General features: G+C 73.4%; 20 protein-coding genes. 7 read left to right on the top strand and 13 right to left on the bottom strand.

Annotation, left to right across the window (positions count from 1 at the left end; translation table 11 throughout):
* Positions 1–83 precede the first annotated feature (83 nt).
* Positions 84–2,123: an MDR family MFS transporter gene (locus ACZ7P3_RS07490; RefSeq protein ID WP_472079647.1), complete on the top strand. Its 2,040-nt coding sequence runs from the start codon at positions 84–86 to the stop codon at positions 2,121–2,123.
* On the opposite strand, the gene ACZ7P3_RS07485 is transcribed toward ACZ7P3_RS07490, so the two are convergent.
* Positions 2,116–2,625: a GNAT family N-acetyltransferase gene (locus ACZ7P3_RS07485; protein WP_472079646.1), complete on the bottom strand. Its 510-nt coding sequence runs from the start codon at positions 2,623–2,625 to the stop codon at positions 2,116–2,118. The genes ACZ7P3_RS07490 and ACZ7P3_RS07485 overlap by 8 nt on opposite strands.
* Before the next feature lie 287 nt (positions 2,626–2,912).
* Between ACZ7P3_RS07485 and ACZ7P3_RS07480 the strand changes: the two genes are divergently transcribed.
* The 3 genes from ACZ7P3_RS07480 (at position 2,913) to ACZ7P3_RS07470 (ending at position 4,676) form a co-directional block, all read left to right on the top strand.
* Positions 2,913–3,632 (top strand): helix-turn-helix transcriptional regulator, encoded by a 720-nt coding sequence (locus ACZ7P3_RS07480; RefSeq protein WP_472079645.1) that lies wholly within the window; start codon positions 2,913–2,915, stop codon positions 3,630–3,632.
* 88 nt (positions 3,633–3,720) lie between these two features.
* Positions 3,721–4,131, top strand: coding sequence for a nuclear transport factor 2 family protein (locus tag ACZ7P3_RS07475; protein ID WP_472079644.1), 411 nt, complete (start codon positions 3,721–3,723; stop codon positions 4,129–4,131).
* 65 nt (positions 4,132–4,196) lie between these two features.
* Positions 4,197–4,676, top strand: coding sequence for a hypothetical protein (locus tag ACZ7P3_RS07470; RefSeq protein WP_472079643.1), 480 nt, complete (start codon positions 4,197–4,199; stop codon positions 4,674–4,676).
* Between the two features lie 11 nt (positions 4,677–4,687).
* Here ACZ7P3_RS07470 and ACZ7P3_RS07465 read toward each other — a convergent pair whose 3' ends face one another.
* Positions 4,688–5,122, bottom strand: a complete 435-nt coding sequence (locus ACZ7P3_RS07465) for a DnaJ family domain-containing protein (RefSeq protein ID WP_472079642.1) — start codon at positions 5,120–5,122, stop codon at positions 4,688–4,690.
* 118 nt (positions 5,123–5,240) lie between these two features.
* Here ACZ7P3_RS07465 and ACZ7P3_RS07460 point away from each other — a divergent pair, with 118 nt between their 5' ends.
* Entirely contained in the window at positions 5,241–5,633 is a 393-nt protein-coding gene (locus ACZ7P3_RS07460) for a hypothetical protein (RefSeq protein WP_472079641.1), read from the top strand.
* 16 nt (positions 5,634–5,649) lie between these two features.
* Here the strand turns inward: ACZ7P3_RS07460 and ACZ7P3_RS07455 are convergent, their stop codons facing one another.
* From ACZ7P3_RS07455 to proP, 3 genes are all read right to left on the bottom strand, one after another.
* Positions 5,650–6,321: an O-methyltransferase gene (locus tag ACZ7P3_RS07455; RefSeq protein WP_472079640.1), complete on the bottom strand. Its 672-nt coding sequence runs from the start codon at positions 6,319–6,321 to the stop codon at positions 5,650–5,652.
* Positions 6,322–6,394: 73 nt separating this feature from the next.
* Complete coding sequence (locus tag ACZ7P3_RS07450; RefSeq protein ID WP_472079639.1) at positions 6,395–7,513, bottom strand: DUF2330 domain-containing protein; 1,119 nt, start codon at positions 7,511–7,513, stop codon at positions 6,395–6,397.
* A 197-nt stretch (positions 7,514–7,710) separates the two neighbouring features.
* Positions 7,711–9,084 carry a glycine betaine/L-proline transporter ProP gene (gene proP, locus ACZ7P3_RS07445; protein ID WP_472079638.1) on the bottom strand — a complete coding sequence of 458 codons (1,374 nt, stop codon included), beginning with the start codon at positions 9,082–9,084 and terminating at the stop codon, positions 7,711–7,713.
* Between the two features lie 369 nt (positions 9,085–9,453).
* Here proP and ACZ7P3_RS07440 point away from each other — a divergent pair, with 369 nt between their 5' ends.
* Positions 9,454–11,490 (top strand): bifunctional glycosyltransferase 87/phosphatase PAP2 family protein, encoded by a 2,037-nt coding sequence (locus ACZ7P3_RS07440; RefSeq protein WP_472079637.1) that lies wholly within the window; start codon positions 9,454–9,456, stop codon positions 11,488–11,490.
* 55 nt (positions 11,491–11,545) lie between these two features.
* Here ACZ7P3_RS07440 and ACZ7P3_RS07435 read toward each other — a convergent pair whose 3' ends face one another.
* The gene (locus tag ACZ7P3_RS07435) at positions 11,546–12,715 is read right to left on the bottom strand and encodes a steroid 3-ketoacyl-CoA thiolase (protein WP_472079636.1); all 1,170 of its coding nucleotides are present in this window, start codon (positions 12,713–12,715) and stop codon (positions 11,546–11,548) included.
* A gap of 283 nt (positions 12,716–12,998) precedes the next feature.
* Here ACZ7P3_RS07435 and ACZ7P3_RS07430 point away from each other — a divergent pair, with 283 nt between their 5' ends.
* Positions 12,999–14,234: a cytochrome P450 gene (locus tag ACZ7P3_RS07430; RefSeq protein WP_472079635.1), complete on the top strand. Its 1,236-nt coding sequence runs from the start codon at positions 12,999–13,001 to the stop codon at positions 14,232–14,234.
* A 107-nt stretch (positions 14,235–14,341) separates the two neighbouring features.
* Here the strand turns inward: ACZ7P3_RS07430 and ACZ7P3_RS07425 are convergent, their stop codons facing one another.
* The 7 genes from ACZ7P3_RS07425 to ACZ7P3_RS07395 all read right to left on the bottom strand — a co-directional run bounded on the left by ACZ7P3_RS07425 (position 14,342) and on the right by ACZ7P3_RS07395 (position 22,476).
* Positions 14,342–15,022, bottom strand: a complete 681-nt coding sequence (locus tag ACZ7P3_RS07425) for a YoaK family protein (RefSeq protein WP_472079634.1) — start codon at positions 15,020–15,022, stop codon at positions 14,342–14,344.
* Between the two features lie 434 nt (positions 15,023–15,456).
* Entirely contained in the window at positions 15,457–15,870 is a 414-nt protein-coding gene (locus ACZ7P3_RS07420; RefSeq protein ID WP_472079633.1) for an aggregation-promoting factor C-terminal-like domain-containing protein, read from the bottom strand.
* Positions 15,871–16,208: 338 nt separating this feature from the next.
* On the bottom strand, positions 16,209–17,036 hold the full coding sequence (locus ACZ7P3_RS07415) for an ECF transporter S component (RefSeq protein WP_472079632.1): 828 nt from the start codon (positions 17,034–17,036) through the stop codon (positions 16,209–16,211).
* Entirely contained in the window at positions 17,033–19,084 is a 2,052-nt protein-coding gene (locus ACZ7P3_RS07410; protein WP_472079631.1) for an ATP-binding cassette domain-containing protein, read from the bottom strand. The genes ACZ7P3_RS07415 and ACZ7P3_RS07410 overlap by 4 nt, the downstream gene beginning before the upstream one ends.
* A complete protein-coding gene (locus tag ACZ7P3_RS07405) occupies positions 19,081–20,196 on the bottom strand; it encodes an energy-coupling factor transporter transmembrane component T (protein WP_472079630.1) in 1,116 nt (371 codons plus the stop codon). Before ACZ7P3_RS07405 ends, ACZ7P3_RS07410 begins: the two co-directional genes overlap by 4 nt.
* 412 nt (positions 20,197–20,608) lie before the next feature.
* Positions 20,609–21,259 (bottom strand): SCO2322 family protein, encoded by a 651-nt coding sequence (locus ACZ7P3_RS07400; protein WP_472079629.1) that lies wholly within the window; start codon positions 21,257–21,259, stop codon positions 20,609–20,611.
* Positions 21,256–22,476 (bottom strand): prenyltransferase/squalene oxidase repeat-containing protein, encoded by a 1,221-nt coding sequence (locus ACZ7P3_RS07395; RefSeq protein ID WP_472079628.1) that lies wholly within the window; start codon positions 22,474–22,476, stop codon positions 21,256–21,258. The genes ACZ7P3_RS07400 and ACZ7P3_RS07395 overlap by 4 nt, the downstream gene beginning before the upstream one ends.
* Positions 22,477–22,736: the final 260 nt, after the last annotated feature.

Here is a 22,736-nt window from a genome sequence, read left to right as displayed (position 1 = left end):
CGGCCACTCACGGAACTCAACAGGCCATAAACGGTGACACCGCCCAGGATGGAAGGGGTGTACCCGAGCCCCGGGAGGTCTCCATGGCCCTGGACACGCACGGCACGTCGAGGGAGAGGCACGCCGCCGAGAACGTCTCCGGCGGTGTGCTCGTCTCGATCGGCGCCCTGCTGCTCGGGCTGCTGCTGGCCGCGCTCGACCAGACCATCGTCTCGACCGCGCTGCCGACCATCGTCAGCGACCTCGGCGGCCTGGAGCACCTGTCCTGGGTCGTCACCGCCTACCTGCTGGCCTCGACCGCGGCGACCCCGCTGTGGGGCAAGCTCGGCGACCAGTACGGGCGCAAGAAGCTGTTCCAGATCGCGATCGTCATCTTCCTCGTCGGCTCCGCGCTGTGCGGCATGGCGCAGAACATGCCCCAGCTGATCGGCTTCCGGGCGCTGCAGGGCCTGGGCGGCGGCGGGCTGATCGTGCTGTCGATGGCGATCGTCGGCGACATCGTGCCGCCCCGTGAACGCGGGCGCTACCAGGGCCTCTTCGGTGCCGTGTTCGGCGCGACCAGTGTGCTCGGACCGCTGCTCGGCGGGCTGTTCACCGAGCACCTGAGCTGGCGCTGGGTGTTCTACGTCAACCTGCCCGTCGGCGTCGTCGCGCTCGCCGTGATCGCCACCGCCCTGCACATCCCGCGCCGGGCCGCCCACCACGTCATCGACTACCTCGGCACCTTCCTGATCGCCGCGGTCGCCACCTGCCTGGTGCTGGTCGCCTCCCTCGGCGGTACGACCTGGGCGTGGGGCTCGCCGCAGATCATCGGCCTCGCCGTGCTGGGCGTCCTCCTCGCCGCCCTGTTCGTCGCCGTGGAGCGCCGGGCCGCCGAGCCCGTCCTCCCGCTCAAGCTGTTCGGCATCCGCACCTTCACCCTCGCCGCCGTCATCAGCTTCATCGTCGGCTTCGCCATGTTCGGTGCGATGACCTACCTGCCGACCTTCCTCCAGGTGGTGCACGGCATCTCCCCGACCCTGTCCGGTGTGCACATGCTGCCGATGGTGATCGGCCTGCTGCTGTCCTCCACCGCCTCCGGTCAGATCGTCAGCCGCACCGGCCGCTGGAAGGTGTTCCCGGTCACCGGCACCGCCGTCACCGCCGTCGGACTGCTCCTGCTGCACCGGCTCGACGAGCACAGCTCGACCGCCATGATGAGCGTCTACTTCTTCGTCTTCGGCCTGGGCCTCGGCCTGGTCATGCAGGTCCTCGTCCTCATCGTGCAGAACGCGGTCGCGTACGAGGACCTGGGCGTCGCCACCTCCGGCGCCACCTTCTTCCGCTCCATCGGCGCGTCCTTCGGCGTCGCCATCTTCGGCACCGTCTTCGCGAGCCGCCTCGGCGACAGGCTCGCCGAGGCCTTCCGGGGCGTGCGACTGCCACCCGGTGTCACGGCGGACGCCCTCGAGTCCGACCCGCGCGGCATCACCGCCCTGCCGTCCGCCCTGCGCCCGGCGGCCCTGCACGCCTTCGCGTCGTCCATCACCGACGTGTTCCTGTACGCCGCCCCGGTCGCCGCCCTCGGATTCCTCCTGGCCTGGTTCCTGAAGGAGGACCGGCTGCGCGGCTCGGTCACCGCACCGGACGCCTCCGAGACGATCCCGCCCAACCCGGTCCAGCGCTCCTCCTACGACGAGGTGTGCCGTGCGCTGTCCGTGCTCGGAACCCGTGAGGGGCGCCGGCAGATCTACCGGGAGATCACCGAGCGGGCCGGGTACGACCTGCTGCCCGCCGCCAGCTGGATGCTGCTGCGCATCCGCAAGTACGGCTCGGTGGAACCGGGCGTGCTCGCCGAGCGCACCGACGTCCCGATGCGGAACATCCTCGCCGCCGAACGCCAGATCGAGGAGCGGCACCTCGTCGAGCGCCGGGGACTCGACCTGACGCTCACCGAGCAGGGCCGCGAGGCCGCCGAACGGCTCGCCACGGCCCGCGAGGAGTCCCTGGCCGGGCTGCTCGGCGACTGGTGGCAGCCGCGCCGGTCCACCGACCTGGTCAAGCTGGTCAAGGAGCTCACCGGCGAACTGTGCGGCACGGAACGCGAGCGCCCCACCGACGAAACCCCGACCAGGTTCAGTTGACGATCCCGCCCGCCACCAGGCTCTTGCGGAACCAGTGTTCGGCGTGGACGTCGTCGTTGTGCGGCCCGGTCTCCGTGTAGCCGAGGCGGGTGTACAGGGCGCGGGCCTCCACCAGGTCGCTGCGGGTGTCGAGGACCAGGTGCCCCGCCCCCAGCGAGCGGGCGGCCTCCTCGGCGGCGGCGACCAGCAGTGCCGCCCCGCCCCGGCCGCGCATGCCCTCGTACACGAACACCCGGGTCAGTTCCGCCGTGTCCGGGGCCAGCAGCCGTACGCCTGCCGAGCCCGCCGGCTCGCCGCCGTACCGGGCGATCAGCAACCGGCCTGTGGGCGGGGCGAGTTCGGCACCCGGCCGGGCCGCGATCTCGCGCTCCAGCTCGTCCGGGCCGGTGCGGTGGCCCTCGTGCAGCAGGTACCAGCGGTCGCTGACCTCCGTGTAGTAGGCCCGCCACAGCGCGGCGGCGGCCGGGGAGTCGTACGGTTCCGGGGCGATGGTCCAGGTCATGCCGGTCATTCTCGGGCGCCCCCGCGGCCCCCGCGCAACAGGATTCCGGTGGTCCGCGGGGAGTCGGTGCGCGGGGATTCGGGCGGTCCGCGGGGAGTCGGTGCGCGGGGATTCGGGCGGTCCGCGGGGAGTCGGTGCGCGGGGATTCGGGCGGTCCGCGGGGAGTCGGTGAGCGTGGATTCGGATGGCCTGCGGGAGTCGGTGAGCGTGCATTCGGATGGCCTGCGGGGAGTCGGTGCACGTGGCGTCGGTACACCGGTTCGGGAAAATTCCGGAGACTGTGCGTCGTGAACCGAACCGACCGTCTCTACGCCCTGGTCGAGGAGCTGCGCGCCGCCGCCCCCCGGCCCCGCAGCGCCCGTGCGCTGGCCCGGCGCTTCGAGGTGAGCGTCCGTACCGTCGAACGGGACCTGGCGGCGTTGCAGCAGTCCGGGGTGCCGATCCACGCCGAACCGGGCCGCACCGGCGGCTATGTGCTGGACAAGGAGCGCACCCTGCCGCCGTTGACCATCACCCCGGCCGAGGCGACCGCCCTGGCCGTCGCGCTGCACGCCCTCGCCGGGACGCCGTTCGCGGCCGACGCGCGCAGCGCCCTGCACAAGGTGCTGGCCGTGATGCCCGGCAGGGAGCGGGGGGCGGCCGCGGAGCTGGCCGGGCGGGTGGGGCTGCTCGTACCGGCCGCGCGGCCGGCCGGGGCCGCCGGCCCGGTGGTGCCCGCCGCGCTGCGGGAGGCGCTGTCGGCCGGGAGGGTGCTGCGCCTGGAGTACGCCGACGCGGCGGGCGCCGTCACCGCCCGGGAGGTCGAGCCGCTCGCCTTTCTCGGCGGCACGGAGCACTGGTACCTGGCCGCGTGGTGCCGGCTCCGCCGGGCGCCGCGCGGCTTCCGCCTCGACCGCGTGCGCGCCGTCACGGCCCTCGACGAGCGGGTCCCGCACCGCACCGTCGACCTCACCGCGCTCGACACGCTCGGCTCGGACGTGGTGCCCCTGGGCGAGCTGGGAATGTGACGGCAATCACCGACAGGGGGATGTCGCGGACGGGGCCGAGGCTGGTGCCCGTTCCGATCAGCAACGACCTTCATCGGAGGCATCAGCCATGACCACGGCCCCCCTGACCACCGGCCGCCTCGCCCCCGCCGCCGGCATCGCCCTCATCGACCGCTGGACCGCCCTGTGGAACGGCGACTTCAGCGACCCGGAGGCCTTCCTCGCCCCCGGCTTCCGCATCCGGTTCGGCAACAGCCCCGAGAACGCGTCCACCGACGAGATCCACGGCCCGGCCGGCGTCGTCTCCTACATCTCCGCCTTCCGCACGGCGACCCCGGGGCTGCGGTACGCCGTCGAGGGCACCCCGCTGGTGGACGGCGGGCCGGCGCAGGTCGCGTCCCGCTGGAACGTGACGCTGCCCGACGGCGGCGGGAAGAGCGGCATCGACCTGCTGGAGGTGGCGGACGGGCGCATCGCGACCGTGTGGTCGGTGACCGGACTGCGCCGTTTCGCGGACTGACGGCCGTTTGCCGCCCGCCCTCCGGGTCACCCGGCACCCGGGGCCGTCCGAAGGAGGGCCGAGCCATGCCACAGGAGAGGGACACCGCACCCCGCACCAGGAGCCACCCGACCGGATCCGGCGGTGAGCACCCCGGGACGGACGATCCGATGCCGGAGGACGGGCTCGGGGTGCCGGCGCCCGGTGAGCTGTCCGGGCGGGAGGCGGCGACGACGGAAGGCCTGGCCCCGGACGCCTGGCCGGCCGGCCCCGGCTGGGCGCCTGCCGGCGCGGGCGGCATCCCGCTGCTCCCGCGCGAGGAGTCGGAGCGGTGGGAGGCGCGGCTGCGGCAGGACGCGGCCGCCTTCGCGGACACCCCACGGGCCGCCGTCGAGGACGCCGACCGGGCCTTGGAGGAGATCGCCGCGCGGTTCGGCGAGGCCGTGACGCGGCGCCGCCGGAACCTGCGCATGTCCTGGCGGGACGGCGACGAGCGGGACACCGAGCACCTGCGCCTGGCCCTGCACGACTACCGGGAACTGGCCGGACGCCTGCTGCACCTGTGACGGCGGCGCGTCTACCCCTCCGGCCGCGCCGCCTCCCCCTCGGCGGCGGCCCGGCGCTGCCGCCACTCGCGTACGACCTCCTCGACGTCGTACGGCTTCTTGCCCAGCGGCGGGCCGGGCGGCGGCTTGAACATCATGTCGCGGATCTTCACGTTGATCTCGGTGATGATCTTCCGGACGATCCGCTCCGAGGGCGCCGCGCAGGCCGCCGCGAGCGCGTCCTCGGCCTCCTTGCGCAGGGCCAGCGCCGGCGGCAGTACCGCCAGCCCCTCGCGCGCCATCTTCCGCTTGATCCACCACAGTTCGTCGTAGCCGGAGTCGAGACCCTCGGGCAGCGGCTCGCCCGCGCCCGGCAGCCGGTCGAACTCACCGCGCTGCTGCGCGTCACGGATCTGATGGTCGACCCAGGACTCGAACGGGAGGCCCGGTGGCTTTCGCTCGGTCATGAACCCATTGTGCCGGACGCCGCCCGGCCGGGCGTTCTATCATTCGGCGGCGGTGCGGCAAACCCGCCACCGCACAAGGACGTTCCGGACGTCGCAGCTGCTGCAGGGGGAAACGCACGTGCTCGAACTGACCATGGCCACCGTCTCCGGGGCCGACGCGGGCGCCACGGCCGGCATGACGATGGCCGAGGCACCCAGCGAGCCGGGCGCCGTGCTGCGCGTGGGCCGGGACGCCGCCGTGTGCCGGCTGGTCACCCCCGAGGACTGGCTGTTCGTCTCCCGGGTCCACCTGGAGTTCCTGTGCGGCCCCGACGGCGGCTGGCAGCTGACCTGGCTGCGCGGTTCGCAGGCCGAGCCGTCCGCCGAGGTGCGGCTGATCGTCGGCGAGTACGCGCAGACCGTCGGCTACGGCTCGGCCGTGGCGCTGCCGCGCGGCGGCTCCGGCGAGATCGTCGTCCAGGACCGCACCGCCCCGCGCAGCGTCAACGTGGGCTTCTACCACGAGATGTGAGCCCGCGGCGGGCCGTTCAGCCCAGCACCCGGGCCAGCGCGAAGCCGTCGTACCCCTTGCTGCCCACGGTCTGGACCGCCGTGCCGGTCAGCCTCGGGTGGGCGGCGATCAGCTCGATGGCGGCGCGGGTGCCGATGATGTCCGGATCGTTGCTGTCGGAGTCGGCGACCCGGCCGCCGCGCACCACGTTGTCCAGGACGATCAGGCTGCCCGTGCGGGTGAGCCGCAGCGCCCACTCGACGTAGTGCGCGTTGTTGGGCTTGTCGGCGTCGATGAAGACCAGGTCGAAGGGGGCCGGGTTCTCGTCGGCGAGCTTGGGCAGCGACTCCAGGGCCGGGCCCACCCGCACCTCGGTGATCCGGTCCAGACCAGCGCGGGCGATGTTGCGGGTGGCCACGTCGGCGTGTTTGGCGTCGTACTCCAGTGAGATCAGCCTGCCGTCGGCGGGCAGGGCGCGGCCCATCCAGATCGTGCTGTAGCCGCCCAGCGTGCCGATCTCCAGGATGTTCCTGGCCCCCTGGATCACGGCGAGCATCTGGAGGAACTTGCCCTGGGGGGCCGTGACGCTGATGTGCGGCAGCCCGGCGGCCTCGCTGTCGCGCAGGGCCGCCTGGAGCACTTCGTCGTCCGGCGTGAGGTGGCTGCTGAAGTAGAAGTCGACGTCGTCCCAGAGCTGCGACCCGCTCATGCGCCTGCTGCCTTTCCCGAGTGTCTCCCCGGGTCTCTTCCCGAGGCTCCTTGGCACTTCTCCCTGAATGGTCTCAGCCGATCGGCGCGGACGGGGAGAGCGGCGGCGGGGGCTGGACGGGCGGAGGGGGAGTCACCGGCCGCCGGGAGCGCCGCACGGCCACCAGCGCCACGGCCGTGACGAGCAGCAGCAGGCCGCCACCGGCGGTCAGCAGCCAGGCCGGGATCCCGGCCACCTCGCGCAGCCGGTCGTCGTAGATCACCTGGCGCACCGGAGTGTCGGAGGCCGCGCGGCGCAGCTCGTGGTCGCCCGAGATGCGCGCGGGATCCGGGAACTGCTGGGTCAGCGCCGTCAGGTACGGCGTGCCCGCCGCGAGCCTGCCCAGGGCGCCGGAGGGCCTGTCGAGGCGGCCGGCGAAGACCACCCGGGGCTGCGGTCCGCCGATCGCGGTCCGGGTCCGCATGCGGTGCGCGGCGAGTACGTACAGGCCGAGCGACTGCGGGGTGCGGGCCAGCCGGGACAGCCGCATCGGGTAGACCGGGCTGCCGGCGGCGAACGTGAGGTGGAGCGGGTCGAGCGCGCCCCGCAGCGGCGTGTGCGAGGCCTTCGGGGCGAGCCGTACGGCCACGTACTCCCAGTGCCGGTCGACATACGGCCGCAGGGCGGTCTTCAGCCTCGCCGGGAACGTGAAGCCGTGGTCGTGCAGCCAGGTGTCCAGGGCGGCCGGGTCGGTGGCGGTCAGCCGGGCCACGTCGAAGGGGCCGAGCCGCTGCCGGCCGACCACACCGACGCCGCCCGCCGCCGGGGGCGCGGCGTCGCCGACCTCGTCGTGGCCGTCGAAGGGCCAGTCCCCGTTCCGCGGCCAGAAGTGGTACCGGGTGCGGTGCACGGGGGCGACGGCCCTGCCCAGCTGGTCGAAGAGGGCCGCCTCGCCCAGACGGACCGTCGCCCGGTGCGGGACCGGCATGATCCAGGCGGCGTCCCGGGCGTCGCCGTAGACCGTCAGCCGCATCACGATCTGCTCCTGCCGGCCGTCCCAGCGCAGCACGGACTGCTCGCTCGCGACGGAGATCTGCCCGGAGGGGTCCGGGACCATGGCGCCGCAGCCGCACGCGTAGGCCGGCGCGATCAGCCGGCTGAGCTGTATGCCGAGGAGCACGAGAACGACGGTGAGGATGCGGGCGCGTTTCACGCGGCTACAGACGGCACCGGGGAGTGACCGGTTCCGGCGACCGGGCCCCGAACGCCCCGGAGGGGCGCGGGGCCGTACCGCCGTGCGGCCGAGCCGGGACGGCGCGGCCGGCCACCGCGCACCCGTCCCGCCCCCCCCGCACCCGCCCCCCGGGGACGGCCCCCGGGGACGGCCGCGCCGCCCGAAGGCGCTGCGGCCTAGCGCTCCACCGCCGGTGCCGACCCGGGCAGCGGGCGCCCCGCCGACTCGCTCATCCGCCACACCGCGAACCCGCCCACGACGGCCGCGGCCATCATGTAGTACGCGGGCATCATCATGTTCCCGGTCGCCCCGATCAGCGCCGTGACCACCAGCGGAGTCGTCCCGCCGAACAGGGACACCGACACGTTGAACCCGATCGACAGCGAGCCGTAGCGGACCCGGGTCGGGAAGAGGGCGGGCAGCGCGGCCGGCATGGCCGCCGTGAAGCAGACCAGCAGCAGGCCCAGCGCCCCCATGCCGAGCGCCACGGCCACCAGGCTGCCCTGACGGATCAGCAGCAGCGCCGGGACGGACAGGAACAGGAACCCCGCGCAGCCCGCGGCGATCACCGGACGGCGGCCGATCCGGTCGGTCAGCGCACCGGCGAACGGCTGCACGATCATCATCAGCGCCATCACGCCGAGCACGACCAGCAGACCGTGTGTCTCGTCGTACTTCAGCTCACTGGTCAGATAGCTCGGCATGTACGACAGCAGCATGTAGTCGGTGACGTTGAAGACCAGCACCAGGCCCATGCAGAGCAGCAGTGCCTTCCACTGGCCGGCGACCATCTCGCGCAGCGGCACCTTCGGCCGGGCCGCCTCCGCCTTCTCGACCTCGGCCGCGAACGCCGGGGTCTCCTCCAGCCGCATCCGCAGGTACAGGCCGATGATGCCCATCGGGCCCGCGATCAGGAACGGGATCCGCCAGCCCCAGGAGAGCAGGTCGTCCGAGGAGAGCAGGGCCGTCATCAGCGTGACCAGACCCGCGCCGCCGATGTAGCCGGCGAGCGTGCCGAACTCCAGCCAGCTGCCGAAGAAGCCGCGCCGCTTGTCCGGCGCGTACTCGGCGATGAAGGTCGAGGCGCCCGCGTACTCACCGCCGGTGGAGAAGCCCTGCACCAGCCGGGCGGCCAGCAGGAGCAGCGGCGCTCCGACACCGATCGTCGCGTACGACGGGATCAGGCCGATCGCGAAGGTGCCCACCGCCATCATGATCATGGTGACGGCGAGGACCTTCTGGCGGCCCACGCGGTCGCCCAGCGGGCCGAAGACCATGCCGCCGAGGGGGCGGACCAGGAAGGCCGCGGCGAAGGCACCGAACGTGGACAGCAGCTGCGCGGTCGGGTTGCCGGAGGGGAAGAAGACCTTGCCCAGGGTGACCGCGATGTAGCTGTAGACACCGAAGTCGAACCACTCCATGGCGTTGCCCAGCGCTGCCGCCTTCACGGCGCGTCTGACGAGCGCGGGGTCGGTGACGGTCACGTCGGCCGGGGCCTGTGCGGCCCGCGGTGTCTTCGGAAGGGGGGTGACGGCTGTGGCGGTCGCCAAAACGGGGCTCGCCTACCTTTCGACGGGGACAGGGACGCGGCCCGGACGTCGGCGGTGACGTGCGACGGGCCGAAAAGCGACGATAGGTGGACTTCGCTCCCTCACGTCCTGTGTGCAAGTGGATGCATGCTGCAGCTAAACGGTGCCTGTGCAGCCACGTCTGCCCCGTCTCCGCGGCGCAATCCCGGCCCCCGCTGTGATCCTTCTCGCGTCCGGTCCGGGCAACCTCACCCCCCGTGCACTGTCGTCTTCCGGACAAAAGCGGGGCGGACGTCAGGTGAAGAGGGGGTTGCCTGCGTCTCTGTCCAGCGGTGGTGGGAGCCTCTTAGGGTTCTCAGAGCGTACGAACGGGGCGGGAGGCCGACGGGCGTGGCGAACGTGGAGCACAGCGGGCGAGCGACGGATGCCTTCGGGACGGCTGCGGCAGGAGCCCGGCTGCGTGCGGCCCGGCTCGCGCTGTGGGCGGTCGCCGCGGTCCTCGCGATACGGCAGATGACCGTCGTCCTGACCACCCCGAGCGGCGAGCGGCTCACCGACCTGGAGACCTGGGTCGGCCCGAACGGCGTCCTGCACGTGAAGGGCTCGCTGTACGACTCGACGCGGTTCACCGGCACTCCCTTCGGCGGGCTCGTGCTCAAGCCGCTCACCAAGTCCGCCGAGCAGGCACTCGGCTGGGGCTGGACCTTCGGCAGCCTGCTCCTGGTCGTCGCCCTCGGCCTGGTCGCCGCCCGCGCGCTGCCCCGGCCGGTCGGCCGCCGCGCCTCGCTGCTGGCCGCTCCGGTCGCCATCAGCCTGCTCATGCTGTCGCTGCCGGTCCGCAACGCCCTGTGGCTCGGCCAGACCAGCATCATCCCGGTCCTGCTGGTCCTGCTCGGCTGCTTCGCCGTACGCGGGGAACGGGCCGGCGGGCTGTGCATAGGACTGGCCGCCGCACTGCAGCCGACCGTGCTGCTCTTCGCCCCACTGCTGTGGTTCACCGGCCGCCGCCGGGCCGCCCTCACCACGGCCGCCGCCTTCGCCGGGTGCACCGCGCTCGCCTGGGCCGCGATGCCGCACGACTCGTACACCTACTGGGTGCACCACATGGCCGGCGCCGGCCTCGGCGGCAAGGCCGACGCCCTCGCCAACCAGTCCCTGCACGGCGCCCTGCTCCGCCTCGGTCTGTCCGGCCCCCTGGAGATCGCCCTCTTCCTGGTCCTCGGCGCCGCCGTCGCGGCCCTCGCCCTGCGCCGGGCCGTCCGCTACGCCCGCGACGGACAGCTGCTGCTCGCCGTCGCCCTCACGGGCTGCGCCGCCGTCGCCGTCTCCCCGACCACCTGGCAGCACCAGCTGCTGTGGGTGCTGTTCGCGGTGGTCGGCCAGGTCGGCAGGCGGGCCTCGGACCGCTTCGTCTGGCCGGTCGCGGTCGTCCTGGTCACCACCCTCCCGGCGAAGATGCTGCTGCCGAACATGTCGGCGCTGTACCCCCTGCGGGACAACATCGTGCTGCTCGCGGCCGTCGCCGCCGCCACGGCCGTACCGTTCCTGTCCCGCACCTCGCCGTACTACCGCACGCCGGTCCCCACGGAGTACGCGCCGCCGGTCCCGGCCCGCTTCCGCGGCATCCCCCTGCTGCCGTTCCTGCGCCGGGTGCTGACCCGCCCGAACCTGCTGCTGGAGCTGCTGCTCATCCGCGTGGTGTACGCCGCCTACCAGCAGGTACGGCTCGCGGCGACCGGAGGCAGCAACTCCGAGGGCCGTGCGGCCGCCGAACACCACGGCCACCTGGTCCTCGACCTCGAACGCTTCCTGCACATCGACATCGAGCACGCCGTCAACCACGCCGTGGCGAAGATCGACTGGCTGCGGGACTTCTTCGACTTCTACTACGAGTCGTTCCACTTCGTCGTCCCGCTGACCATCCTCGGCATCCTGTACTGGCGCCGCCCGGTCGACTACCGCTGGGCCCGCGCCTCCCTCGGCTTCGCCACCTTCCTCGCCCTGATCGGCTTCTGGCTCTTCCCGCTGGCCCCGCCGCGCCTGATGCCCACCCTCGGCATCATCGACACCGTCCACGGCGTCCAGGACTTCTCCAAGCCGGACTACGGCACCCTGACCGCGCTCACCAACCAGTACGCCGCGATGCCGTCCCTGCACTTCGGCTGGGCGCTGTGGTGCGGCATCGTGATCGCGGTCATCGCCCCGAAGTGGTGGATGAAGGCCCTCGGCCTGCTGCACCCCTTCTTCACCGTCTCGGCCATCGTCGCGACCGGCAACCACTGGGTGCTGGACGCGGTGGGCGGCGCGGTGGTGGTGTCCGCGGGCTTCGGCCTGTCGTACCTCTTCCAGGGGCCGCGGGCGCGGACGGTCACGGCGGTGGCGGCCCGGCCCGCGCCGGAGCCCGTGAAGGACGCGGCCCCGACCTGACAGGGCCGCCTCGCCCCGGTGCTCCGGGCGGACCGGCGCCCGCACCCGCGGCCGTCTACAGCCGCTGGATGATCGTCCCGGTGGCCAGGCCGCCACCGGCGCACATGGTGATGAGCGCGAACTCCTTGTCGGCGCGCTCCAGTTCGTGCAGGGCGGTGGTGATCAGCCGGGCGCCGGTCGCCCCGACCGGGTGCCCCAGGGCGATCGCACCGCCGTTCACGTTGACCTTCTCCAGGTCCTGCTCGAAGACCCGGGCCCAGCTCAGGACGACGGAGGCGAACGCCTCGTTGATCTCGACCAGGTCGATGTCCTTGAGGGACATCCCGGCCTTGCCGAGCACCGCCTTGGTGGCGTCGATCGGCCCGTCCAGATGGAAGTGCGGGTCGGCACCGACCAGGGCCTGGGCGACGATCCGGGCCCTCGGCCGCAGCTTCAGGGCCCGGGCCATCCGCTTGGAGGCCCACAGGAGCGCGGCGGCGCCGTCGGAGATCTGCGAGGAGTTCCCGGCCGTGTGGACGGCCGTGGGCATCACGGGCTTCAGGCCCGCCAGCGCCTCCGGCGACGTGTCGCGCAGCCCCTCGTCCCTGTCGACCAGGCGCCACATGCCCTGCCCGGCGTGCTGCTCCTCCTCGGTGGTGGGCACCTGCACGGCGAAGGTCTCTCGCTTGAAGCGTTCCTCCGCCCAGGCGTTCGCCGCCCGCTCCTGCGAGAGCAGGCCCAGCCCGTCCACGTTCTCGCGGGTCAGCCCGCGGTGCCGGGCGATCCGCTCGGCCGCCTCGAACTGGTTGGGCAGGTCGACGTTCCACTCGTCGGGGAACGGCTTGCCCGGCCCGTGCTTGGAGCCCGAGCCGAGCGGCACCCGTGACATCGCCTCGACCCCGCAGCTGATCCCGACGTCGATCACCCCCGCGGCGACCATGTTGGCCACCATGTGCGAGGCCTGCTGCGAGGAGCCGCACTGGCAGTCGACGGTCGTCGCCGCCGTCTCGTACGGCAGGCCCATGGTCAGCCACGCGGTGCGCGCGGGGTTCATGGACTGCTCGCCGGCGTGGGTCACCGTGCCGCCGACGATCTGCTCGACCGCGTCGGCGGGGATGCCGGTGCGGCCGAGGAGTTCACGGTAGGTCTCGCCCAGGAGGTAGGCGGGGTGCAGATGGGCGAGCGCGCCGCCGCGCTTGCCGATCGGGGTCCGTACGGCTTCGACGATCACGGGTTCCGCGGCCATGGGGGTGCGTCCTCTCCTCGGTCGCCCGCGCGGCGCGGAGGCGTCCCGGCCCGCCCGCCACGCAGAACTAGAACGCGTACTAGTTCTGTCTGCAGTCTGCTGACATCGTGTCCACTGCCGCAAGGGTCGTGCAGCCGCGGAAGTCGCGATCTGCACGAATTCCGCACGCAATTGGGGCCGCCGCACGTCTTGCGACTTCTAGAACCCGTTACTACCTTCACGGCAGCCTGCACGTCTGATGAACCGTCAGACAGATCGCCAGCACGGACGACGGGAGCCGCCGATGCACTGCCCCGCGCTGCCCGACGGGTTCGACTTCACCGACCCCGACCTGCTGCACCATCGCGTGCCCTTCCCGGAGTTCGCCGAGCTGCGCCGTACCGAGCCGGTCCGCTGGATCGCCCAGCCGCACGGGCTGGCGGGCTTCGCCGACGACGGCTACTGGGCCGTGACCCGGCACGCGGACGTCAAGTACGCCTCCACCCACCCCGAGCTGTTCTCCTCCAACCTCAACACCGCGATCATCCGCTTCAACGAGCACATCCGGCGGGACGCGATCGACGCCCAGCGGCTGATCCTGCTGAACATGGACCCCCCCGAGCACACCAGGGTCCGCCAGATCGTGCAACGCGGCTTCACGCCACGGTCGATACGCGCCCTGGAGGAGCGTCTGCGCGCCCGCGCCGAGGCGATCGTCGCGGCCGCCCGCGCCCACGAGGGCCCCTTCGACTTCGTCACCGAGGTCGCCTGCGAACTGCCGCTGCAGGCCATCGCCGAGCTGATCGGCGTACCGCAGGAGGACCGGTCCAAGATCTTCGACTGGTCCAACAAGATGATCGCCTACGACGACCCCGAGTACGCGATCACCGAGGAGGTCGGCGCGGAGTCGGCCACCGAGATCCTCGCCTACGCGATGAACATGGCCGCCGAGCGCAAGCAGTGCCCGGCCCAGGACATCGTGACGACGCTGGTGGCCGCGGAGGACGAGGGCAACCTGAACTCCGACGAGTTCGGCTTCTTCGTGCTGATGCTGGCGGTGGCGGGAAACGAGACGACCCGCAACGCCATCACCCACGGCATGCACGCCTTCCTCACCCACCCCGGGCAGTGGGACCTCTTCAAGCGTGAACGCCCGGCGACGACGGCCGAGGAGATCGTCCGCTGGGCCACCCCGGTCAACTCCTTCCAGCGCACGGCCGTCCAGGACACGGAACTCGGCGGCGCGCACATCAAGAAGGGCGACCGGGTGGGCCTCTTCTACGCCTCCGCCAACCACGACCCCGAGGTCTTCGCGTCCCCGGACGCCTTCGACATCACCCGCGACCCCAACCCCCACCTGGGCTTCGGCGGCGGCGGCCCGCACTTCTGCCTGGGCAAGTCCCTCGCGGTCCTGGAGATCGACCTGATCTTCAACGCGATAGCGGAGGCCATGCCGTCCCTGCGCCTGGTCGGCGATCCCCGCCGGCTGCGCTCGGCGTGGATCAACGGCGTCAAGGAACTCCGGGTCACCACGGCCTGACCCGTGATCGGGGCCGACGGCACCCGGCACCGCCGGCCCGCCCCGAGGGAGGCAGGAACACTCCCGTCCCTATGCCCGGTTCCTGCCTCCCCCGAGGTCCGCACCGCTCACTCGCGCCCCGAAGCCACCAGCGCCAGCACCCCCGAGACCACGGCCGCCAGGAGCAGGGGGAGGGCGAGACCGTGGTGCAGCACCAGCCAGGCACCCAGCCAGGCGCCCGCGAACATGGCGATCACCGCGGCCGCGCGGCGGGGGGAGTGGCGGCCCGTGGCGTCGCCCAGCCGGGATTCGGCGGCCAGGCCGGTCAGGGTCATCGTCAGAACGGTGGTGGTCGTCAGGTCGGGGATGCCCAGCTTGCGGACCGTCGCATTGCGCAGGCCCATCGCGAACGCGGTCAGGGCGACGAGGGCGTACCGGGTGCCGTTCGTGTCCGGCCAGACGAGGGCGACCGAGGCCGCGCCGCCGACCAGGAGCGCTTCGGCCGCCAGGGTCAGCCGGGTCCACTTGCGGCGCGACCCGTCGTTGCAGCGGGCCGCCACGCGTCCTCCGGCCACCGCGCCGAGCAGGAAGCAGGCCAGCGAGGTCGCCGTGTGCGGAACCGAGAAGCCGGGGGCTCCGGCGGCGGCGAAGCCGAGGACCACCACATTGCCGGTCATGTTGGCCGTGAAGACCCGGCCGAGGCCCAGATAGCTCACCGCGTCGATGAGGCCGCTGACCATCGTCAGCGCCAGGAGCACGACCACCAGCCGCACCCCGCGCACCTCCGGGTCCGCCGTCGGTGTCGTCATCGTTCCTCCGGTCGGCCGGACACGCTGGGCGGGACACGTCCACCACGGGCGCGGGGAGGCGCCCGGATGCCCTGGCGCAGCGTGCGTCCCTGGCGTTCGGGGCATCACAGAGGACACGCGCACATCGGCGGAAAAGCAGCCCGGTCGGCCTATCCGGATGGCGGATGCCGCAGCGGCCGTCGCGCTGCGCGGGGGGCCCGCTCGGTGGCCGGGCCGTACGCCCTGGCGGGTGCGGAGCCGGGCCGTACGTCCTGGCGGACACGGAGGCGAAACGGACGTGCCGGTCGGCAACGTCCGGGCGTCCGGACATGCGAGCGCACCCTCGCCGGTCAGGGGGCGAGGGTGCGCGTGCTGCGTCAGGGGGACGCCGGCCACGTGGGGCCGCACGTCGGAGCGCTGCCGAAGGGGACCCGGTGGTCCGGCGGCGGAGCGGCTCAGTACCAGCCGTTGGCCTGCCAGAAGCTCCAGGCCTGGGTCGGGCTGCCGTAGCGGGAGTTCATGTAGTCCAGGCCCCACTTGATCTGGGTGGCCGGGTTGGTCTTCCAGTCGGCGCCGGCCGAGGACATCTTCGACCCCGGCAGGGCCTGGACCAGGCCGTAGGCGCCGGAGGAGCTGTTGGTGGCGGCCGGGTTCCAGCCGCTCTCGTGCTCGACGATCTTGCTGAACGCGGTGAACTGCGCGGCGTCCGGGATCATCTTGTGCGCGATCGCCTGAGCGGAGGAGGCCGAGGTCGTGGCGGCCTGGGCGGGCGCCGCGGCCAGTGCCATACCGGCGGTGGCGGCGGCCACGGCGGCGGCGGTGAGGGCCTTCTTCGGGGAAGCGATGCGGCGGATGAAGGAGACGGGCACGGAGAACCTCTTGCGTCGGGGACAGGGGATCGCCCGTATGCCCGGGCCACGCTTCGTGCGATGGCCCCCATACGGTGGCGCCGCGACCCGTTCGGGCTCGTGGCGCCTGGCGACGTCGTCCACAGAACCAGGCCCGCAGCCGGTCCGCAATGACCCCTTTTACTAGTTGTGGCCGGAACGAGGGGAAAGGTCGTTTGTGTGGCCTAGGTCTCAATGTGCAGGTCGGAGGGGGTGCACGAGAGGATGTATCGGACATAAGAGTCTACGGTCGGCGGTCGTAGGTGACCTGTGTCATGTGGGGTGCTTCACCGCCCGCCTCACGGCACGGATACGCCCCCTCACCCAGCGGGTGCGTCGAATGTGACCGCGGTCTCGAACGCGGCACGCCGGGTGGCCCGGCGCAGCGCGCGCAGCAGCGCCGGGCCGAGGGCCAGGGTGAGGACGACCGTGCAGATCGCCCGGCCCAGGTCCCAGCCCATGGAGGTGGCCAGGCAGTAGGCGGCGAACCGGGCCAGGTTGGCGGGGACCGCCGCGTGCGGGTCGAAGGCGATGTTCGAGGTCAGGGCCCCCATGAAGGGCCAGCCGGCCAGATTCATGACCGTGCCGTAGGCGAAGGCCGCGAGAAAGCCGTAGACAGCCAGGAGCAGCAGCTCGCCCCGGCCGCGCAGACGCACCGGGCCCGGAAGCAGACCGGCGCCCATGGTGAACCAGCCCATCGCCAGCATCTGGAACGGCATCCAGGGGCCCACCCCGCCCGTGAGCAGCGCGGACGCGAACATCGTCACCGAGCCGAGGACGAAGCCGAACCCGGGTCCGAGCACCCGGCCGCTGAGCACCAGCAGGAAGAACATCGGCTCGATCCCGGCCGTACCAGCGCCGATCGGACGCAGCGCCGCCCCGGTCGCCGCCAGCACGCCCAGCATGGCGACGGCCTTCGGTCCCAGCCCGGACTCCGAGATCGTCGCCGCCACGACCGCGACCAGCAGCACCAGCAGAGCCGCGAAGAGCCAGGGCGCGTCCTGGGCGTGCGCGCTGATCCGGGAGGCGGGGGGAGCGAGGAAGGGCCAGCAGAAGGCGACCACTCCCACCGCGCTGACCAGCACCAGCGCGGCGATCGAACGGCGGCCGAGCCGGACGGCACGGACCCGGGCCTGTGCGGCGGTCATGCCAGGGCCTTTCTGACCTCGGCCACCGTCAGCCACTGCTGCGGGGCCAGGATCTTGGTGACCTGCGGGGCGAAGGACGGCGAGGAGACCACGATCTCCGCCGTCGGGCCGTCGGCGATCACCTCGCCGTCGGCGAGCAGCACCACCCGGTGCGCGATCTCGGCGGCCAGCTCCACGTCGTGCGTGGCCAGGACGAGCGCATGCCCCTCGGCGGCCAGCCCGCGCAACACCGTGACCAGGCGGGCCTTGGCCGCGTAGTCCAGGCCGCGGGTCGGCTCGTCGAGCAGCAGCAGCGGAGGGCGGGCGGCCAGGACGACCGCCAGGGCGAGCGCCAGCCGCTGGCCCTCGGAGAGGTCACGCGGATGCGTGTCGTCCGTGATGCCCGGCAGCAGTTCGGACACCAGGGCCCGGCAGGTGCCGGGGGCGGCCCCCGCGTCCCGGTCGGCGGCCGTGCACTCGGCGGCCACCGTGTCCGCGTACAGCAGGTCGCGCGGCTCCTGCGGGACGAGACCGACCCGGCGCACCAGCTCGCGCGGCGGGGTGCGGTGCGGGACGGCTCCGCCGACGCGGACCGTGCCGGAGGTCGGTTCCACGAGTCCGACCAGGGAGCCCAGCAGGGTGGACTTTCCCGCGCCGTTGCGGCCCATGAGTGCGACCGTCTCGCCGGGTGCCACGGTCAGGTCGACGTGCCGCAGCGCGGTGATCCGGCCCCGCCGCACGGCCAGCGCACGCACCTCGGCGACCTGCGCGTCCACGGCGGCACCGGGAACGGCGCCCCGCCGGAACAGCCGCCGACGCCGGATCCCGCCGACGGGGACCGGCTCGTGCGCCGGGGTCTCGGTGGCGGGCGTCGGCCGGTGGGGCGGGGTTTCGGCCGTGGGCGTCGGCCGGTGGGGCGGAGTCTTGGCCGTGGACGCCAGCGCGTGTGACGGGGTTCCGGTGGCGGACGTCGACTCGTGCGGCGGCGTTGTGACGGCGGACGTCGGCCGGAGGGACGGCGCGTCGGTGGTGGATGTCGGCTCGTGCGGCGGGGTTCCGGTGGCGGGCGTCGGCTCGTGCGGCGGCGTTGTGACGGCGGACGTCGGCCGGAGGGACGGCGCGTCGGTGGTGGATGTCGGCTCGTGCGGCGGGGCCGTGATGCTGGACGTCGGCCGGTGGGATGACGCTCCGGTGGTGGACGTCGGCCGGTGGGATGGCGGTCCGGTCCGGGGCCGTGGCCTGTTCGGGCGGCTGTCCGTCAGCCGTTCTCGCAGGTCGCCGGCGCGACGGCGGGCATCCCGCACGGTCAGCGGCAGCGGGGACCAGCCCGCCAGCCGGCCCAGGTCCACCACCGGCGGGTACACCGGCGAGACGGCCATCACCTCGGCCGGGTCGCCGAACAGCGGGGCGGCGCCGGGGGCGGGCAGCAGGACGACCCGGTCGGCGTACTGGATCACGCGTTCCAGGCGGTGCTCGGCCAGCAGGACCGTCGTGCCGAGGTCGTGGACCAGGCGCTGCAGGACGGCCAGCACCTCCTCCGCCGCGGCCGGGTCGAGGGCCGAGGTCGGCTCGTCGAGCACCAGTACCCGCGGGTGCGGGGTGAGGACCGAACCGATCGCGACCCGCTGCCGCTGCCCGCCGGAGAGCGTGGCGATGGGCCGGTCGCGCAGATCGGCGAGGCCCAGCAGGTCCAGGGTCTCCTCCACCCGGCGCCGCATCACCTCCGGGGCGAGCCCCAACGACTCCATGCCGTAGGCGAGTTCGTCCTCCACCGTGTCCGTCACGAAGTGCGCGAGCGGGTCCTGCCCCACCGTGCCGACCACGTCGGCCAGTTCGCGCGGCTTGTGGGTACGGGTGTCCCGGCCGGCCACCGTGACCCGGCCGCGCAGGGTGCCGCCGGTGAAGTGCGGAACCAGTCCGCTGACCGCGCCCAGCACGGTCGACTTGCCGACCCCCGACGGGCCGACGAGCAGCACGAGTTCGCCCTCGGGCACCTCGAAGTCCACACCCTGGACGGTCGGTCCGGCCGCGCCCTCGTAGGTGACGGCGACCTCCTCGAAGCGGATCACGACGGCTCCTCGGGGTCGGGTGAGGTCTTGGGCACGACGAAGGCGGGCAGCAGCGCGAGCAGGACCGCCGCGGCCGGCCAGAGGGGGAGGACGGGGGCCGCGAGGGGGACCACTCCCGGGTTCAGCGCGTCCGGATCGCGTACGGCGGCCAGCGCGAGCAGCACGGCGACGGCGGCGCCCGAGCCCGCGACCAGCCAGGCGTGCGTGCCCCAGGGCTCCGGACGGTACCGGGTGCGCGGGGTACGGCGGCCGCCCAGCCGCAGGCCGGCGAGCGCGGCGGCGATCCCGGCGCCCAGCACCGGCAGCCCGTAGGTACCGCCCTCCGCGGTCAGCAGTCCGTACGTTCCCGCGCACACGCCCAGCAGGCCGCCGAGGGTGAGGGCGCTCGTCGTACGGCGCACGGAGGCGGGGACCTCGGCGGTCCGGCCGTAGCCGCGGGCGTCCATCGCGGCGGCCAGGGCGACCGAACGTTCCAACGCGCCCTCCAGGACCGGCAGTCCCACCTGCAGCAGGCCCCGTACGCCCCGGTCCGGGCGGCCGCGCAGCCGGCGGGCGGCCCGCAGCCGCTGGACGTCCGCGATGAGATGCGGCGCGAAGGTGAGCGCGACGACGACGGCCACGCCCGTCTCGTACAGGGCGCCGGGCAGTGACTTGAGGAGGCGGGCCGGGCTGGCGAGGGCGTTGGCCGCGCCGACGCAGATGAGGAGGGCGGCCAGCTTCAGGCCGTTGTAGCCGGAGAAGAGGAGGGCTTCCGCGGTGACCCCGCCGCCCAGGCGGATGCCCTGGGCCCAGTGGGGGAGCGGGACTTCGGGGAGGGTGAACAGGGTGTGGCTGCCGGGTATGGGGGAGCCGAGCACGACCGTGAAGGCGAGGCGTACGAGCAGGACCGCGGCGGCGAGTCGGGCGAAGGCGGTGTAGGAGCGGGACCAGGGGGCGGCGGAGCGGTGGGTGGCCACGACGTAGCCGGCGGCGGCCATGAGGAGGGCGAGGAGGAGGGGGTTGGTCGTCCGGGTGGCCGCAGCGCCCAGCCCCAGAGACCAGAGCCACCAGGCACCGGGATGAATCACCCCGCGGCCCCGCTGCCCACCCCCACGGACCACCCCCACACCCATGTGACGCCCCGCAGCCACACGCTCTCGCCGACCGTCAGCCACGGCAACGCCACTGCCGACGTCACGTCGACCCCTTAGGGGCGCGGGGAACTGCGCGATCAGCCACCGCGGACCCGCACTCGGACGACGACGGCCAGCAGCTATGCGCTCTCGCCGACCGTCGGCCACGGCAACACTGCTGCCGACGTCACGTCGACCCCTTAGGGGCGCGGGGAACTGCGCGACCAGCCACCGCGGCCCCGCAGCGAGTCGACGGCGGTCCGCAGCCATGCGCTCTCGCCGACCGCCAGTTGCGGCAACGCCACTGCCGACGTCACGTCGACCCCCCAGGGGCGCGGGGAACTGCGCGACCAGCCACCACGGACCCGCACTCGGACGACGGCCCGCAGACCGACCGCGCGGCCCACCCCCGCTACGCATTGCCGCGCCGCCGCGCCTGCCACACCGCCGCGCCGCCCAGCAGTACGACCACGGCCACACCGATCGGCAGCCCCAGCGAAGGCCCGCCGTCCGCACCCTTCGCCGTCGGCTTCCCCTTCTCCCGCTGGTGCGAGCCGTCGGCGGACACCTGCTCCCCGCACCCCTTCTTCGGATACCCGCCGATCGCGCACAGCAGGGCGTTCGTGTCGTAGCGCAGGGGCCTGGCCACCGCGGCCAGGGCCTCGGCCGTCGTCGCGTCGGGGGAGACACGGGCGCAGGCCGTGCGGCGCGCGGGCGGCGCCTCCCCGGACGGGGCGTCCGCCGCCGTGCCGGAGTCGATGACGAGAGCCACGCGCTTCGTACCCGCCTTCGCGGGCGTCTTCGCGCAGATCGTGGCGAAGTCCGCCGTGCCGCGCGGCCGGCTCGCGTCCGCGGAGTCCTCGCTCACCGCGAACCGGAAGCCCTGGACGGCACCGTCGTCGGGACGGGCGGTCGAGGGGCCCTCGGTGGCGTAGGTCCAGCGGCCGCCGTCCCGCTCCCAGAACGACCAGTAGCGGTAGCCGGCGGCCTGCGCCTGGGCGGCACCGGCGACGAGGAGCAGCGCGGCGACGAGCAGGGCCGCGGCACGGCGGACGGCGGTCACGGCTGCCGCTTCCGGCGGCCGCTGAGCAGGATGCCGATGCCGATGCCGCCGACGAGGCCGACGCCGACGATCCACCAGACGCTCGTGCCCGAGTCGTGATCGGCCTTCTTCGCCTCGGAGTGCGCGGCCTTCGCCGGCTGCGGAGCCGGGCCCGTCGCGTCGAGCGCCCGCACCAGGTCAGTACCGCCGAAGTCGCGCGGGTCCTCGCCCAGGGCGTGTGCGGCGAAGATCAGCTCGGCATAGGCGGCCGGACCGCTCTGCTGTGCCCACGCCGCCGCGTTCTTCTCCAGCCAGGCGTACGGCTTCTTCGCCTGCGCCGCCGAGCCGTTCGCCGCGAGCGCGACGACCGCGTCCGCGGTGTTGCCGTAGTCGGGCTGGTCCTCGGCGCCCGCCAGGACGGACATGAGGTGGCCGGTCTTGGCGACGGCGCCGGCGAGGTACGCGGTGGCGTTGTCCGCCAGCTGCGCCGAGGTCGGCTTGCCGGAGGCCGTGCAGGCGGGGGCCTTGTCGCGGGCCTTGCCGGGCCCGGCGGCGAAGCCCTTGCCGAGCGCGCCCAGCACCCCGGCCGCCGTGGCGTCCGCGTTGGCGGCCAGCTTGCCCTTCTTGTCCGGCTGGTAGGCGAACGCGCCGCCGCCGTCCGCGGAGCAGGGGACGGACCACTTGGCCAGGGCGTCGTAGGGGGTCTTGCCCCCGGTGCGCAGTCCGGCGGCGTCCTCACCGGCCGCGGTCAGCGCGCCGACGACATCGGCGGTGTGGTTGGTGTCGCTCGGCTGCCCCGCCGCGTAGCCCCAGCCGCCGTCCTTGTTCTGCATCGTCTTCAGCCAGGTCACCGCCTTGCGGACCTCGCCGTCGTGCCCGCCGAGCGCCTGCAGCGCCTGGACGGCGACGGCCGTCGCGTCGACGTCCGGCTGGGTGCCGCCCTTGACCGGGCAGGGCTTGGCCGTGTCCGCGCGGAAGGCGGGGAAGCCTCCGTCGTCGCACTGCTGCCCGACCAGCCAGTCGACGGCCGAGGCGGCCGGACGCTCGCCGACCGTGTGCTGTGCGAGCAGGGCGAACGACTGGCGCCACACCCCGTCGTACATCGGGTCGCCCTTGCCGAACAGCCCGGACGGGAGCCGCGTCTTCGGGGAGGGGGACGGGCCGGCGGCCATGGCGGGTGCGGCGGCGGCCAGCACGCCTATGGCGGCGAGAGCCGCGGCACTGCGGCGGACGTTCATGGTCGGCGACTGCCTCTCCTGCGGGGAACCGGCAGCGCACGGGAACCCCCGGGCGGCTCGGCTCCGTAAACCTCGACGGTGCACCGCGCGACGGGCGCCGCGCGCGAGCCGGTCAACGTCCCGTGCGGAGCGGTCCGGCTCACCGTCCGGACGGACGGTTCACGGTTGCGGGTCAGCGCCGGAATTGCACCGGCTTCCTCCCGTACGGGTGTGATGACGACCCCGCCACTTTACCGGCAGCCGCGCGCGGCCCGAGGGGT

The sequence above is a fragment of the Streptomyces sp. NPDC107581 genome, assembly GCF_055657175.1.
Note: the sequence above shows the minus strand (reverse complement) of the source record. Positions and strands in the feature narration are given on the sequence as shown.

Bases quoted from the DNA above. Each gene is read 5' to 3' on its own strand.
- ACZ7P3_RS07425 (WP_472079634.1), bottom strand. From the start codon at position 15,022: ATGACGACACCGACGGCGGACCCGGAGGTGCGCGGGGTGCGGCTGGTG.
- ACZ7P3_RS07475 (WP_472079644.1), top strand. From the start codon at position 3,721: ATGACCACGGCCCCCCTGACCACCGGCCGCCTCGCCCCCGCCGCCGGC.
- ACZ7P3_RS07455 (WP_472079640.1), bottom strand. From the start codon at position 6,321: ATGAGCGGGTCGCAGCTCTGGGACGACGTCGACTTCTACTTCAGCAGC.
- ACZ7P3_RS07435 (WP_472079636.1), bottom strand. From the start codon at position 12,715: ATGGCCGCGGAACCCGTGATCGTCGAAGCCGTACGGACCCCGATCGGC.
- ACZ7P3_RS07395 (WP_472079628.1), bottom strand. From the start codon at position 22,476: ATGAACGTCCGCCGCAGTGCCGCGGCTCTCGCCGCCATAGGCGTGCTG.
- ACZ7P3_RS07490 (WP_472079647.1), top strand. From the start codon at position 84: ATGGCCCTGGACACGCACGGCACGTCGAGGGAGAGGCACGCCGCCGAG.
- ACZ7P3_RS07415 (WP_472079632.1), bottom strand. From the start codon at position 17,036: ATGACCGCCGCACAGGCCCGGGTCCGTGCCGTCCGGCTCGGCCGCCGT.
- ACZ7P3_RS07470 (WP_472079643.1), top strand. From the start codon at position 4,197: ATGCCACAGGAGAGGGACACCGCACCCCGCACCAGGAGCCACCCGACC.
- ACZ7P3_RS07430 (WP_472079635.1), top strand. From the start codon at position 12,999: ATGCACTGCCCCGCGCTGCCCGACGGGTTCGACTTCACCGACCCCGAC.
- ACZ7P3_RS07485 (WP_472079646.1), bottom strand. From the start codon at position 2,625: ATGACCTGGACCATCGCCCCGGAACCGTACGACTCCCCGGCCGCCGCC.
- ACZ7P3_RS07465 (WP_472079642.1), bottom strand. From the start codon at position 5,122: ATGACCGAGCGAAAGCCACCGGGCCTCCCGTTCGAGTCCTGGGTCGAC.
- ACZ7P3_RS07405 (WP_472079630.1), bottom strand. From the start codon at position 20,196: ATGGGTGTGGGGGTGGTCCGTGGGGGTGGGCAGCGGGGCCGCGGGGTG.